The following is a 14,076-nucleotide window of genomic DNA, read 5'->3' as shown; positions in this document are numbered from 1 at the left end:
CGCTCATGCGAGGCTGAGTGTCTGCGTCTGTGGGCCGGTCGGTCATGTATGCTGAATGATGCAGTGGATAGCGTCCAATAACAACCCTCGAGCCAGCGGGGATTCGCCCCGGGCCTTTTACAGTGAGGGCCACAGTGAGTCGAACTCGTCCTCGCTAGCCGCGGACGATGTCGCCTGGCGGGTCGGCGTGAGTGCGGCAGCATTCTGCAGTTTCAGCTCAAACTGACTGATGCTGCCCGTCGACGATACTTTTTTGGACAGCTGTCCCTGGTCTTCCCGGCCGTCGTGCAGAAGCGAGATGCGGCTGCCCGACTGGAACGGAAGTCGGGGCGTGATCAGGGTTGCTGACTGGTTGACCACGCTGATCTCGGGAAGCAGCAGACCCCGGAGGTATTCGCTGCTGTTGCCCACCTTCTGGATCAGACGTACGCCGCAGGGGGCGGCGCTTGGCGCCAGCAGTTCGATTCCGACCTGGGTCCCCTGATGCTTGATCTGGCGAATCCAGCGAACAACCGCCACGCTCCAGGGGTGCGAACTCTGTTCCCGCACGCCCAGAATCTCTCCGGCCTGCAGGGACGCTGGCACATTGCTTTCCCAGGCAACGCAGTAGCCGCCCGGGCTGGTGTTGATGAGTAGGGCGTGGTGCGATTTCGGTCGATTTCTGTCGGCAAACTGTGTCGAAGCAGTGCCGTAGTTGCCCCGGAAGTTGATGGGCGTATCCGAGGAGTGAAAGCCATCGTCGCTTGGCCCGGCATCGTGGGCGCCGGCCCAGGCGTCCTGTTTTTGGCGGGCATTGCGCACGAACAGGTTCTCTTCGTCCTGGTGGCCGTTGTCGTTACCGTTCACGAACTCGGTGAAGGTTTTCTCGCCGGCGATGAAATAATGCGCAGCGGTGAGGCCAACGCAGACCTCCAGCGTGCCCTGGCTGGCAATCCGGTTGAAATTGCGTTTGGCCAGGATGCCCAGAGCCTGGCTCAGATGGGTCAACAGGGTATCGCTGACCTTGCCAGGGACGTGCAGGCCGCTATCGCCCGCGCTGTGATTGCGTCGGGCGTGCAGTACCTCCAGTAACATGGCTGACAAATCCCGGGTATCAAACCCGAAGCTTTCTTCTCCGGGCTGATGGTCGAGCAGGCTGCGATAGATGGGCGGGTTGTCCCGCTCCATGTTGACCACGAACAGGCTGTCTTCTCCGGTGTCGGGGCCGCAGCGGGTGTGATCACTCCAGGCCTCGAAAAGCTCGTAAACGTGGAGCAGTTCTGACTGGCGAAGCTGGTTGGGGCGGGCGCATCCCAACAGAAGAATCCGCTTGTAGGCATCGGCCACGGTACTGGCTCGGCGATGCAGCAACGTGTCGTCGTCGACGCCAATGGAGGCCAGTTTGTTGCGGTGGCCAAAGCGGAACAGGCGGTGGCACTCAAGCCAGCTTTGTGCCGGGCTGGGGCAGTAAAGCTGATGGGAACGTACAATGGTCGCCGCCAGTTCGGAAATAGCCCGGTGTACCGCGATGGCAACCTGCTTTCGGTTGCGCTCTATGCCGCCGTTGTCGAGAAATTCCAGGACGCAGAGTTTGTAACCGGAGGCCAGATGCAGCTGCAGTGCCTGGGACAGATTGGCAATCTTGCGTTGTTTTTCCGGCAGGGCCACAGCCATGCCCAGATAGTGGCGGGAGAGCTCGTTACAGACGAAGTGAATCTTTTCGCGAATCAGTTCCAGATACTGCAGGCGTTGCTGCGGCGCGATGAAGAGATGGTTGAGCTCGATGATTGCGTGATAGAGCTGGCGCGAGACCTCTCCGATGTTCGCCATGGGCAGCTGGCTTACCCACCCCCGAAATGCTTTGGGCGTGGTATCGCAGAACGACAGGCTGGCTGTCTTTTGTTCAGGGACTCGGAGATCTGGTTTCAGGATCATGCCTTCCATGAATTCACGCCACTATTGAGGGTCACGGTTGGTATCCCGGGTTAGCCCATGACAGCAAGGCAGGTGGTTCTTCGCACTGCCGGCTTACTAAGCAAAACGCCGCAAATACATATAATTGTTCAAACGTTACTGGATCCTAAAATAGCAAGCCAGTTACAAAAAGCGAACAAATCACGAGTTTACAATCTTTGACATGTGAAGTTGGGCCAGCTTTTTGTGAAGCCTATCACGGGAACAGATTGATAGGAGACTTACCTTCCCGCCCCGGGACCTCTCTAACCAGCTTCGGTACCAGAAATCCGGGTAGGCGTGTCAGTAATGTTCGCACGAGGCCTCGCGCTTCCTCGTCAGCGACATCGTAGTGATGTGCCCCCTCAACCGGGTCGAAGGCGTGGAGATAGTAAGGCATAACACCGGCGTCAAACAGGGTTTCACTGAGCGTCTCCAGCACGTTGGCGTTGTCGTTCACGCCGCGCAGGATCACGCTCTGGTTCAGCAGCGTAACGCCGGCTGCACGAAGTCGGGCCAGCGCCTTTCGGGTTGCGTCGTCGATCTCTGCCGGGTGGTTGACGTGCAGTACCATGATCACCTGGGCAGGCGTTTCGGCCAGCCACTTCAGCAAGGCGTCGCACACCCGCTGCGGTATCACCACCGGCAGCCGGGTATGAAGGCGCAGTCGGCGTATGTGCGGGATGGCGCTGAGGTCGGCTGCCCACTGTGCCAGGAGGCGGTCGTTGACCGCGAGCGGGTCACCCCCGCTGAGAATGACTTCATTGACTTCCGGGCTTGCAGAAAGCGTGTCCAGTACCTGTTGCCGGTCGTCAGGGCTCAGTCGCTGGTCCTCATAAGGAAAATGACGGCGAAAGCAGTAACGGCAGTTGATCGCGCACTGCCCGGTAACCATGAGCAGGGCACGACTGCGATACTTGCGGATCAGGCCAGTCGTCTGCATGGCGTCGCCTTCTTCCAGTGGGTCGCGCAGGAATCCCGGAACGCTCAGGCTCTCCTGATCCATCGGTAATACCTGTTTCAGCAGCGGGTCGTCTGGGTCGCCTTTGCGCATCCGATCCAGAAAGGGCTTCGGTACCCTCACGGGGAAAAGCTCGTGCCCGGCCCTGGCGCCCGCCAGCCAACGCTCGGGTGAAAGCTCCAGCCGTTCCAACAAGATCTCCGGCGACGTGATCGACTCCGAGAGCAGTTGCTGCCAGCTTCGGTGGTCTTCGGCAAGGTGGGCTTCTATACGGGTGGGGGTTCGCTGTATCATAGCGACCTTTGAATTTTAAACTGCATTTTGTCAGGTGAACATTTCATGGCTTCATATTCTACCAACGAATTCCGCAGCGGTCTTAAGGTTTTGCTGGATGGCGACCCCTGTATCATGCTCGATAACGAATTCGTCAAACCGGGGAAGGGGCAGGCCTTTAACCGGGTAAAACTGCGGAATCTCATGACGAACCGGGTCTGGGAGCGCACCTTCAAGTCAGGTGAGAGCCTGGAAGCCGCGGACGTTCTCGACCAGGACATGGAATACCTTTACACCGATGGTGAGTTCTGGCATTTCATGCTCACCGATGGTTCGTTTGAGCAGTATCCGGCAGACGCCAAGGCAGTTGGCGATACCGTCAAGTGGCTCAAGGAGCAGGATGTCTACACCGTTACTCTTTACAACGGTGCCCCGCTGACGGTCACGCCGCCGAACTTTGTCGAGTTGGAAGTGGTGGATACCGATCCGGGTATGAAGGGTGATACCGCGCAGGGTGGCTCCAAGCCGGCGACACTTTCTACCGGTGCCGTGGTCAACGTTCCCTTGTTCATCACCATCGGGGAAGTGCTCAAGGTCGACACCCGTTCCGGCGAGTATGTCAGCCGCGTAAAGAGCAGCTGATTCCAGGATGACTGAGCAACCTGTCTGGCAGCCTTCTGCCTCGCAGGCCGCCCTGAAAAGCCGTGCACAACAATTGGCGTTTGTGCGCGGCTTTTTTGCTGAACGGGAGGTCATGGAGGTGGAGACACCGGTTCTTGCACAACAGGGTGTCACCGATCTGAATCTCGAGGGCGTGTTTGCCGATGTGTCGGCCATGGGGCGCCGGGGAGGCTGGCTGCAGACTTCGCCCGAGTACCATATGAAGCGGCTCCTGGCCGCAGGCTCGGGGTCGATCTACCAGATTTCAAAAGTGTTCCGGAACGGGGAGCGGGGGCGGCGCCACAATCCGGAATTCTCTCTGCTCGAATGGTATCGGGTCGGATTCGACGATCGCGGGCTGATGGAGGAAGTGTCTGACCTGGTCTGCGGTTGGCTTGGATGCTCGCGGCCCCGTCTTTTGTCCTACCGTGACGCCATGATGGCATGGGCGCACCTGGACCCGTTCGAGATCAGTGATCGTGATCTGGCCCATCGCTGTGAGCAGTGGCTGGCGCCGGAGCAAGTGGCTGGACTGGGGCGGGATGGCTGCCTTGATCTGGTGATGAGCTTTGCTGTGGAGCCCAACCTCGGTCGGAGCGCGCCAGAGTTCATAACCGGTTACCCGTCGTCACAGGCGGCCCTTGCCAGGGTGTCGCAAGTGGACGGGCACAACGTGGCCCATCGCTTCGAGCTTTACGTTGACGGGCTGGAGTTATGCAATGGCTACTGGGAATTGGCGGATGCCGAAGAGCAGCGCCGACGCTTCGAGATGGATAATCTGCTTCGCAGGCAGGCGGAGAAACCGGAGATGGATGTGGACGAAGCTTTCCTGGCGGCAATGAACGCCGGTTTGCCCGACTGTGCCGGTGTTGCACTCGGCCTTGACCGTCTGCTGATGCTCAAGCTGGGTACCCGGAATATCGCCGACGTACTCAGCTTTCCGTTTGAGCGGGCTTAGGTCTCAGGCTTGCGTGCCAAACGCCTCGCCCATACGCACAGTCTTGCCCGCAACCTGGTCCTCATTCCAGGTCACTGAACCTTTGGGCATCACCATCACAACCGTTGAGCCCAGGCGGAATCGCCCCATCTCTTCGCCCCGGGCAAACGTTCTGGCCTGCTCTCCCTGGTAACGGGTGCTGGTGACCAGGCCGTTTCCGGGGGCTACCACGCCAGACCATACCGTCTCTACGCTGCCCACAATCATGGCGCCCACCAGCACCAGGGCCATGGGGCCGGCGTCAGTGTCAAAGATGCAGGCAACCCGCTCGTTACGGGCAAACAGGTTCGGGACGTTCTCGGCCGTTACCGGATTCACCGAGAACAGCTTGCCCGGAATGTAGACCATCTCCCGAAGAGTGCCGGCCATGGGCATATGAATCCGATGATAATCCTTGGGTGAGAGATAGATGGTGGAGAACTCACCTTCTTCGAAGGGCTCTGCCCGCTGCGGATCGCCGCCCAGCAGTTCGGTCAGGCTGAACGATTGCCCTTTGGCCTGGAAGACCCGGTCGCCACTGACTTGGCCAAGCTGGCTGATGGCCCCATCCACCGGGCTGACCAGCGTTTCTTCGCCTCCGGCCAGTGGTCGAAGTCCGGGTTTCAGGGCGCGCGTAAAGAACGCATTGAAGCTGGGGTACGCCGTGGGATCCGGCTCGGCGGCTTCATTCATGTTTACGCCATAGCGGCCGATAAACCATTTAATCACGCGATTCTTGAGCGCCGGGGTACGATCATTATCCGCCAGCCGGCCGGCAACGCGGGAAACCGCCAGCTGCGGAGTAACGTACTGGCTCAGAACAAACAGCTTGTCGAACATTAAAAAGTAACCCTTTGCGCTCAAAGGCGCGAAGTTTACCAAAGACTGCCCCCTGTATAGAAATTGTTTCACGGCTTAGCGGTCGCCGCGGAGCCTTGCTATGATCGGGGCACAAAATACGGTGAGCGCTGATTCCGTTCGCCGATAACCAAAAAACGAAGGCGTGCATTCTCCCCATGTTATTGATTATTGGAGCAGTGGTTGTCCTTGTGAGTGTGCTCGGTGGGTATGTCTTGCATGGCGGCAACCTGATGGTTCTCTGGCAACCCACAGAGATTCTGATTATTTTCGGCGCCGCAATCGGCTCGTTCGTGATTGCCAATCCTCTGCACACGGTCAAGGAAGTGTTTCAGGGCATGCTGCGTCAATTGACCGGGTCGCCGTTCAACAAGTCGTTCTATATGGATCTGCTCAGCCTGCTCTATGAGATCTTCGACAAGTCCCGAAAGCAGGGTGTAATGGCGATCGAAGAGGACATCGATAATCCTGAGTCCAGTCAGATTTTCAGCCGTTATCCGGCGATCATGAAGTCGAAGGAGCTGCTCGCCTTCATCACCGACTACCTGCGCATCATCAGTTCCGGCAACATGGCAACCCATGAGCTTGAGGGCATGATGGAGAATGAGATTGATAGCCGTCAGCATGAGTTGGAAGAGCCATCCCACGCGGTAAACAAGATTGCCGACGCGTTGCCGGGCCTGGGCATTGTTGCCGCGGTGCTCGGCATCGTCATTACCATGAACTTCCTGTCCGAAGGGCCCGAGCGCATTGGTCTGAGTGTTGCCGCGGCACTGGTCGGTACCTTCCTGGGGATCTTCATGGGGTACGGTTTTGTCGGCCCCGTCTCCATTGCCATGGAGCATTCGGCCAAGTACGAGCTGAAAGCTTATGAATGCACCAAATCGGCCATTGTTGCCACTGTGTCCGGCCAGGCGCCGCAGATGGCGATCGAGTTCGGTCGCAAGGCGTTGCCCACCGACAAGCGGCCGGGCTTCCAGGAACTGAACGATCACGTTCGCTCCAAGTGATGTCTGTCCAACCCTGATCCGGAGCTGAGGCGTGGAAGAACAACCGATCATCATCAAACGCAAGAAGGTGGTTGCCGGCGGTCACCATGGTGGTTCCTGGAAGGTGGCCTTTGCCGACTTTGCGACCGCCATGATGGCGTTCTTCCTGGTGCTGTGGCTGACAGCAACGGCGTCTCCTGAACAGAAAAAGGCCGTTGAGGGTTACTTTCGCGATCCCGTTGGTTTCACCGAGGGTGGTTCCCCCAATCCTGTCGACCTCGAAGGCAGTGCGTCGGTGGTCACCGAGGCGAGTCCTGACATTGAATCCAGTCAGATTCAGATCGAAGACGAAGTGGTGGACGAGCTGTCCGAAACCCTTGAGCAGCGGCGCATGGAGCAACTGTTTCAAGAGCTCAAGGAGCGGATTGAGCAGAACGAGACCCTTCAGGAATTCAAGGATCAGCTGTTGATCGACATCACCGACGAAGGGTTACGCATTCAGATCGTCGATCGGTCAGGACGGCCGATGTTTGATAGTGGCCGTGCCGAGCTCAAATACTATTCTCAGGACATTCTGTTTGAACTGGCGAAAACGCTGGGGTCGGTGGATAACAAGCTCAGCCTGACCGGGCACACCGACGCGACCCCGTTCGGTGGGCGGCCCGGCTACACCAACTGGGAATTGTCTGCGGACCGTGCGAATACGGCCCGGAGGGCGTTGGTGGCAGGCGGTGTCAGGCAGGGGCAGATTGCCCGGGTAGTGGGTCTGAGCGATTCTGTGTTGTTTGACAAGGAGGACCCGCAGGCCCCGGTCAACCGGAGAATCTCCATCATCGTACTGAACAAGAAGACGGTGAGAGGGATTCAGGATAGCGCAGGCCGCAGTGACGAGCCGCTTATCGACCTGACCCAGCCGTCTGAAGCCGAAAAACAGGAAGCAATGCAGAAGCTGGAAAGTGGAGACTGGCAGCAAGACAAGCCCGAACCCGCGCCGGGCGAGCTGAGCTGGTAGCGCCGGGCGCAGTCGGCTCAGTCCAGTTTGAGGCCGCGCGCCTGCTGCTCGCTCATATCCTGAAGGATGCGGTGGAAGCTTTTGAGGCGTGCCGGACTGATCCGGCCTTCCGCCGCCGCCGCATCAATGGCGCAGCCGGGGTCGCCCATATGCCGGCAGTTCCGGAACTTGCAGTGACCGATTTCGTCCCGGATTTCACGAAACCCGTACTCAATCTCCTGAGGCGTCATGTGCCAGAGGCCAAATTCCCGAATGCCCGGTGAGTCGATCAAATCCCCGCCAATGGGCAGGTGGAACAGCTTGGCGGTGGTGGTGGTGTGTACGCCCTTGCCGGTACTTTCCGAAACCGCCCCGACCCGGATCGCCTCATCCGGTATCAGGGTCTGAATGATCGACGATTTGCCAACCCCGGACTGGCCGACGAAGACGCTGGTCTGGTTTTTCACGAGGGCCTCGACTTCCGGCGAGGGGCGATCGCCGGATTCCGCCGCCGAGGTTCGGACAACCTGATAGCCCAATGCCTCATACCGCCCCAGCAGGGCATCGATCTGGTCCCGGTTCCGGTCGGTAATCAGGTCGGTCTTGTTGAGCAGGATCACCGCCGGAATGTCGGTGATTTCGGACGCGACCAGGTAGCGGTCGATCAGGTTGTCGTGGGGTTCGGGCTCGGACGCGATCACCAGGATGATGTGGTCTATGTTGGCCGCCACCGGTTTGAGCGCGCCGAAATTGTCGGGGCGTTGCAGCAGGTTCTGCCGGTCGCAGCGGGCAACGATCACGCCCGTTTCATTCTTGCCGGAGCGCCAGACCACCTTGTCGCCGGTCACCAGGCTGTCGATGTTGGCGCGGACAAAGCAGCGAACCACTTCGCCGGAGTGCTCTCCTTCAAGGGCTTCCACGTCCAGTTGCTGTCCGTAGTGGGCAATGACGAGCCCTTCCTGTTCCTGGCCCAGCTCACCGGCCTCGGCCTGTTGCTGAACGGCTTTTTCCTTCCGGGCTGCGCGGGCCGCTCGCTCTTCCTGGATTTTCTTGATTCGGAATTGCTGCTGTTTGTTCAGTCGCCGTTTTGCCATTAAGGATCAGCTGCCAGTATTCGGTGGAGTGAGGTGTCACATCATACGTGAATCGGCCACAATACACAGAGTATTACCCAATTCCACCACCAAGATACCCCGAGGTTAGGAACTGAAAATGGCAGAAGGTGATCGTTTAGTATGGATAGATCTGGAGATGACCGGCCTCGATCCGGAGAAGGAACGGATCATTGAGATGGCCACCATCATTACCGATTCGGAATTGAATGTCGTGGCGGAAGGGCCGGTCATTGCCGTGCACCAGTCCGATAGCCTGCTGGAGGCGATGGACGAGTGGTGCACGAACACCCATGGTGCCAGCGGTCTGACCAAGCGGGTGAAAGAGAGCACAATCGACGAAGCTGAGGCGGAACAGCAGACGTTGGCATTTCTCCAGCAGCACCTGGAGTCAGGCAAGTCACCGCTGTGTGGCAACAGCATTGGCCAGGATCGCCGATTCCTGGTCAAGTACATGCCAAAGCTGGAGAGCTTCTTTCACTACCGCAATCTGGACGTGTCCACGGTCAAGGAACTGGCCCGGCGCTGGCGCCCGGACGTGCTGGCGGGCGTGAAGAAGCAGGGCAGTCATCTGGCCCTCGACGACATCCGCGACTCCATCAACGAGTTGCGCCACTATCGCGATACCTTCTTCAAGCTTTAGGCTTCAAGCTACAGGCCGTGTTGCCTCAGGGCCCACCGAACGTGCTCGCGGACCATGTCGCTGGGATGGTCCGCACGCTGCTTCAGGGCTTCGATAACGGGGATGGTTGAGGGGGCGTTGCCCAGTCCCACGGCCAGATTCCTTAACCACCCTTCATACCCCGTTCGGCGAATCGCCGACCCCTCCGTCCGCTTCAGGAACTGCTCTTCGGTCCAGAGAAAGAGCTCCGCCAGGGTGCTGTTATCCAGCCTGTGGCGCGGCTGGAAATCGTCTTCGGCGGTAGGTTTGCTGAATTTCTGCCAGGGACAAACCAGTTGGCAGTCGTCGCAGCCAAAAACCCGATTGCCCATGAGTGGTCTCAGTTCCTCAGGAATGCTGCCTTTGAGCTCAATGGTGAGGTAGCTGATGCACCGTCGGGCATCCAGTTCGTGTGGCCCGACGAACGCATCGGTTGGGCACAGATCGAGGCAGGCCGAACAGCTGCCGCAGTGGTCCGTTTCGAAGGGCTCATCCACGGGCAGTGGGGCACTGGTAAAAATCTCTCCCAGAAAGAAAAACGAGCCGGCCCGGGGGTGGATCAGCATGTTGTTTTTGCCGATCCATCCGAGCCCGGCGCGTTGAGCCAGCGCTCGCTCCAGCACCGGCGCACTGTCCACGAACGCACGGTAGTCGTAGCCGCTGACGGCTCCATCAATCCACGCCGCCAGTGTTGCCAGTCGTTTGCGAATCAGTTTGTGGTAGTCCCGGCCTAGTGCGTAGCGGGTCACGTAGGCGTTTTCCCGGTTAGTAAGCGCTTCTCTGGGGTTGTCCGGGGTGGGCAGGTAATCCATTCGCACGGAAATGACCCGGGTTGTCCCGGGAACCAGTGATCGCGGCGTGTAGCGTTTATCGCCGTGATAGCCCATATAATCCATTTCGCCCTGGTAGCCTTTATCCAGCCAGCGCTGCAGGTACCGGGCGTGTTGGCCGGTGTCGGGGAGGGTTATGCCCAGATCCGCGAAGCCGAGCTCAGAGGCCCGGTCGCGAATGCGATCGACGAGGTCTGCGAAATCCTTTCCGGTATCGGAGTGCTCAGGTGCTGCGCTCATGGGGCCTGCTGTTCTGAGGCAACTTATTGAAATTCAGTATGCCAAACTTTAATTTGATTAAGTTATGACCTTTTTCCCTGTTTTGCTATGCTTTACAGGTATCTGGCCATTTTTTTTAAACCGGTTTCTGTAACGGGAGCAAAGGCTCATGCCGCCGTCCGATGTGAGCAGTCTACCAGACGCATTGTTTTCCGCCGATGCCGTGCGGGAGATTGATCGCTATGTGATTGATCAGCAGGGTGTGGACGGCTTCGATTTGATGCAGCGAGCTGCCTATTCAGCCTTTCGGCGGCTGGTTCGGCAGTGGCCGGATTCAGGGCCGGTCCTGGTTCTGTGCGGTGCCGGGAATAATGGTGGCGATGGGTATCTGGTGGCGGCCAATGCCGCGCGCCACGGAATTGAGGTCCGATGCATTGCGGTTGCTCCGACCACGAAGCTCTCCGGAGATGCTCGCAAGGCATGGCAGAAGGCCTGTAAAGACGGTGTGCCGGTGCTGGAGCTGGATGAGCTGAGTGAGGCGGAGCTGGATGACCTGTTCAGTCAGGCTGGCGTGCTGGTCGATGCGATGCTGGGTACGGGCGTATCAGGAGCGCCCCGGGAGCCTTTCGCCGGTCTGATTAGCCGGTGCAACAAAGCCCCGGCCTCGGTGCTCGCGATTGATCTGCCTTCCGGGCTCAACGCCACCACCGGCGCAACGGAAGGCGATGTGGTCAACGCTGACCTGACGGTGACTTTCATCGGCCTCAAGGCCGGTCTGTTTACCGGGCAGGGCGCAGCGGTATGCGGCTGTGTGGTGTTTGAGTCCCTCGATACCGGTGACGGCGTTGACCTGAGCGGGCAGCAGCCGCTGGCGCATCGGCTTGACTGGCCGGCAACCCGTTCGTGGCTCCCGGAGCGCCCGGCCAATGCGCATAAAGGCCGGTTTGGCCATGTGCTGGTGGTGGCCGGGGATCGTGGGTTTGGCGGCGCGGGATTGATGGCTGCCGAGGCTGCTGCCCGGGCCGGAGCCGGACTGGTGTCCCTTGCAACGCGTCCGGAACACGTAACGGCGGCTTTGGCCCGCTGCCCGTCGATCATGGTTCACGGCCTGATTCACGGGTCCGAACTGCCGCCCTTGCTGGAGTCAGCAACGATTGTCGTCTGTGGTCCGGGAATGGGGCAGGGAGCCTGGGGGCAGCAGATGCTGGAGCAGGTTGTCGAGAGCGGCAAGCCCAGGGTGCTGGATGCCGATGCCCTCAATCTGCTGTCATCTCGTGTGCCCGTGCCTGCAGATAATCACATACTGACGCCCCATCCGGGAGAGGCGGCCCGGTTGCTAAACTGTCTGGTGCCTGAAGTGGAGGCGGATCGGGTTGCGGCGGCCAGAAGGTTGCAGAAAACCTATGGTGGTACGATTCTCCTGAAAGGGGCCGGGTCGGTGATTGCGTCGGACGAGGAAACCGTTGATATTGTCAGCGGCAGCAATCCAGGCATGGCGACAGGGGGTATGGGCGATGTATTGTCCGGCATGATTGGTGCCCTGTATGGCCAGATCGGTGATGCCCGGCGGGCAGCGGGACTCGCGGCTTCCGTTCATTTAGCTGCCGCCAATTTGGCCTCCGAAAGCAAAGGCTTTATCGGATTGGTGCCCAGTGATGTGATTGACGCTTTGCCAGCGGTGTTCCGCGAGTCGGAAGTGGGCAGAGTATGGGGTCGGGAGGACTCATGACTATTTTCGGAAATGAGCGGCGCCTGTTCCTCGAAAGTGAACTGGAAACCGAGCAACTGGGGCGCGAACTGGCAAGGCTGGTAGTTGCCTCGGGCAAGGGGCTCACGGTTTTTCTCGATGGGGATCTTGGCATGGGTAAGACCACGCTCAGCCGGGGGGTTATGCGGGGACTTGGTCACGAAGGCGCGGTCAAAAGCCCGACGTATACGTTGGTTGAGCCTTACGAGCATCTGCAGCCGATGGCGTATCATTTTGATCTTTATCGAGTGGGCGATCCCGAGGAATTGGAATACATGGGCATTCGGGATTACTTTTCGGGACAGAGTCTCTGCCTGATCGAGTGGCCGGAGCGAGGCAAAGGCCTCCTTCCGGATGCAGACCTTGAAATACACCTTGAGCGCGAGGGCAGCGGTCGCTCGGTGGTTCTCAGGGCCGGTTCGGAGCAGGGAGCAGTCCTGCTGAACCAGTTGGAATTGATCGGGCCCGGCCACTGATGGCAACGGGCTAAGACTCTAGTTGAGCAGGACAGCGGTATGAGTAAGGTTACATCAATCCTTAACAGTGTGGCGGGCCTGGCGTTGGTTCTGATGCTGTCGTTCTCGCTGGCAGCCCAAGCGGGCACCCGCGTAGAGGGTGCGCGCATCTGGCCGGCTCCGGATCACACTCGTCTGGTGCTGGATACGGCCGGCAAGGTGGCACATAACGTTTTTTCATTACAGAGCCCTGCCCGCCTGGTCATTGACCTGAAAAACACCGAGCTGAAAGCCAATTTTGACAAGTTGGACCTGTCAGACAGTCCGATTCGCCGAATCCGCAGCGCACCCCGCAATGGGACTGATCTGCGGGTGGTCCTGGATCTCAAGAGCGATATCAAGCCGCGCAGTTTTCAGCTTGAGCCCAACGAGCAGTATGGTCACCGCCTGGTGGTTGATTTGATCGACGAGGGTGGCACTCGACTGGAAAAGGCGACCAAACCAACAGTGACGCAAGACGCCGGGGGTAAGCGGGATGTCATTGTTGTCATCGACGCCGGTCACGGTGGTGAGGATCCGGGGGCGTTGGGGCCGCGAGGCACTCGCGAGAAGGACGTTGTTTTGAAAATGTCGAAGACACTGGCCAACCTGATTAACGAACGCCCCGGCTACACCGCCAAGCTGACTCGCACCGGGGATTATTATATTGGTTTGCGCGATCGGACCCTGTTGGCTCGCAAGTACAACGCCGATCTGTTCGTGTCGGTGCACGCCGATGCCTTTCGCACCCCACAACCCAAGGGTGCCTCGGTTTTTGCGCTGTCACAGCGGGGCGCCACCAGTGAGACCGCGCGCTGGCTCGCCCAGAGTGAAAACCGTTCGGACCTGACCGGTGGTGTGTCTCTGGATGGTCGCGACGACATGCTGGCCGGGGTGCTGCTTGATCTGTCCATGACCGCGAGCATCAACGCCAGTCTGGGTGTGGGTAGCTCGGTACTTGGCAAGCTGGGCAGCGTAGCCAAGCTGCACAAGTCGGGGGTCGAGCAGGCCGCGTTCGTGGTCCTGAAATCCCCGGATATTCCCTCCATCCTGGTTGAGGCCGGGTTCATCTCCAATCCGCAGGAAGAAAAGAACCTGTCGACCGAGTGGTATCGAAGCCGTCTGGCCAGCGCCATCATGAAAGGCATCGACGATTACTTCCAGAAAACACCACCACCGGGCACGTTGCTGGCGTGGCAGAAGCAGCAGCGGGGCGGCAGTTCCGTCAGTCATTACCGGATACAGCGCGGAGACACGCTCTCCGGCGTTGCCAGAAGGAATCAGACCACCGTCAGCGAGCTTATGCAGTTTAACGACCTGAGGGACGACCGTGTTATGGTAGGGCAAACCATTCGTATTCCCGCATCCTGATC

Annotated in this window: 13 protein-coding genes; 8 read left to right on the top strand and 5 right to left on the bottom strand. The window is 59.1% G+C overall.

The genetic code is table 11. The features are described 5' to 3' along the window. Window positions 1-117: 117 nt before the first annotated feature. Together KZO34_RS04605 and epmB are read right to left on the bottom strand one after the other, a co-directional pair. A complete protein-coding gene (locus KZO34_RS04605; protein ID WP_219473832.1) occupies window positions 118-1,923 on the bottom strand; it encodes a GTPase in 1,806 nt (601 codons plus the stop codon). A 226-nt stretch (window positions 1,924-2,149) separates the two neighbouring features. Further along, window positions 2,150-3,187, bottom strand: a complete 1,038-nt coding sequence (gene epmB / locus KZO34_RS04600) for an EF-P beta-lysylation protein EpmB (RefSeq protein WP_219473831.1) — start codon at window positions 3,185-3,187, stop codon at window positions 2,150-2,152. Window positions 3,188-3,232: 45 nt separating this feature from the next. Between epmB and efp the strand changes: the two genes are divergently transcribed. Then, on the top strand, window positions 3,233-3,808 hold the full coding sequence (efp, locus tag KZO34_RS04595; protein ID WP_219473830.1) for an elongation factor P: 576 nt from the start codon (window positions 3,233-3,235) through the stop codon (window positions 3,806-3,808). Window positions 3,809-3,815: 7 nt separating this feature from the next. Beyond that, on the top strand, window positions 3,816-4,784 hold the full coding sequence (gene epmA, locus KZO34_RS04590) for an EF-P lysine aminoacylase EpmA (protein ID WP_219473829.1): 969 nt from the start codon (window positions 3,816-3,818) through the stop codon (window positions 4,782-4,784). Between the two features lie 3 nt (window positions 4,785-4,787). Here epmA and asd read toward each other — a convergent pair whose 3' ends face one another. Then, a complete protein-coding gene (asd, locus tag KZO34_RS04585) occupies window positions 4,788-5,642 on the bottom strand; it encodes an archaetidylserine decarboxylase (RefSeq protein ID WP_219473827.1) in 855 nt (284 codons plus the stop codon). A gap of 176 nt (window positions 5,643-5,818) precedes the next feature. On the opposite strand from asd, the gene motA reads away from it, so the two are divergent. Next, the gene (motA, locus tag KZO34_RS04580) at window positions 5,819-6,670 is read left to right on the top strand and encodes a flagellar motor stator protein MotA (protein WP_219473826.1); all 852 of its coding nucleotides are present in this window, start codon (window positions 5,819-5,821) and stop codon (window positions 6,668-6,670) included. 31 nt (window positions 6,671-6,701) lie between these two features. After that, complete coding sequence (gene motB / locus KZO34_RS04575) at window positions 6,702-7,661, top strand: flagellar motor protein MotB (RefSeq protein ID WP_219473824.1); 960 nt, start codon at window positions 6,702-6,704, stop codon at window positions 7,659-7,661. Window positions 7,662-7,678: 17 nt separating this feature from the next. Here motB and rsgA read toward each other — a convergent pair whose 3' ends face one another. Further along, entirely contained in the window at window positions 7,679-8,734 is a 1,056-nt protein-coding gene (gene rsgA / locus KZO34_RS04570; protein WP_219473822.1) for a small ribosomal subunit biogenesis GTPase RsgA, read from the bottom strand. Window positions 8,735-8,852: 118 nt separating this feature from the next. Between rsgA and orn the strand changes: the two genes are divergently transcribed. Further along, on the top strand, window positions 8,853-9,395 hold the full coding sequence (gene orn / locus KZO34_RS04565) for an oligoribonuclease (protein WP_219473820.1): 543 nt from the start codon (window positions 8,853-8,855) through the stop codon (window positions 9,393-9,395). An 8-nt stretch (window positions 9,396-9,403) separates the two neighbouring features. On the opposite strand, the gene queG is transcribed toward orn, so the two are convergent. Then, entirely contained in the window at window positions 9,404-10,483 is a 1,080-nt protein-coding gene (queG, locus tag KZO34_RS04560; protein ID WP_219473819.1) for a tRNA epoxyqueuosine(34) reductase QueG, read from the bottom strand. Window positions 10,484-10,631: 148 nt separating this feature from the next. On the opposite strand from queG, the gene KZO34_RS04555 reads away from it, so the two are divergent. The 3 genes from KZO34_RS04555 to KZO34_RS04545 all read left to right on the top strand — a co-directional run bounded on the left by KZO34_RS04555 (window position 10,632) and on the right by KZO34_RS04545 (window position 14,074). Continuing rightward, window positions 10,632-12,191: an NAD(P)H-hydrate dehydratase gene (locus tag KZO34_RS04555; protein WP_219473817.1), complete on the top strand. Its 1,560-nt coding sequence runs from the start codon at window positions 10,632-10,634 to the stop codon at window positions 12,189-12,191. Beyond that, window positions 12,188-12,685 carry a tRNA (adenosine(37)-N6)-threonylcarbamoyltransferase complex ATPase subunit type 1 TsaE gene (gene tsaE / locus KZO34_RS04550; RefSeq protein ID WP_219473815.1) on the top strand — a complete coding sequence of 166 codons (498 nt, stop codon included), beginning with the start codon at window positions 12,188-12,190 and terminating at the stop codon, window positions 12,683-12,685. Before KZO34_RS04555 ends, tsaE begins: the two co-directional genes overlap by 4 nt. 93 nt (window positions 12,686-12,778) lie before the next feature. Then, the gene (locus KZO34_RS04545) at window positions 12,779-14,074 is read left to right on the top strand and encodes an N-acetylmuramoyl-L-alanine amidase (RefSeq protein WP_374706524.1); all 1,296 of its coding nucleotides are present in this window, start codon (window positions 12,779-12,781) and stop codon (window positions 14,072-14,074) included. The last annotated feature ends 2 nt before the right edge of the window (window positions 14,075-14,076 follow it).

Source organism: Marinobacter sp. F4206 (assembly GCF_019392195.1).
GTDB lineage: Bacteria > Pseudomonadota > Gammaproteobacteria > Pseudomonadales > Oleiphilaceae > Marinobacter.
The sequence above is the reverse complement of the archived record's forward strand: the minus strand, read 5'-3'. Positions and strand labels throughout refer to the sequence as shown.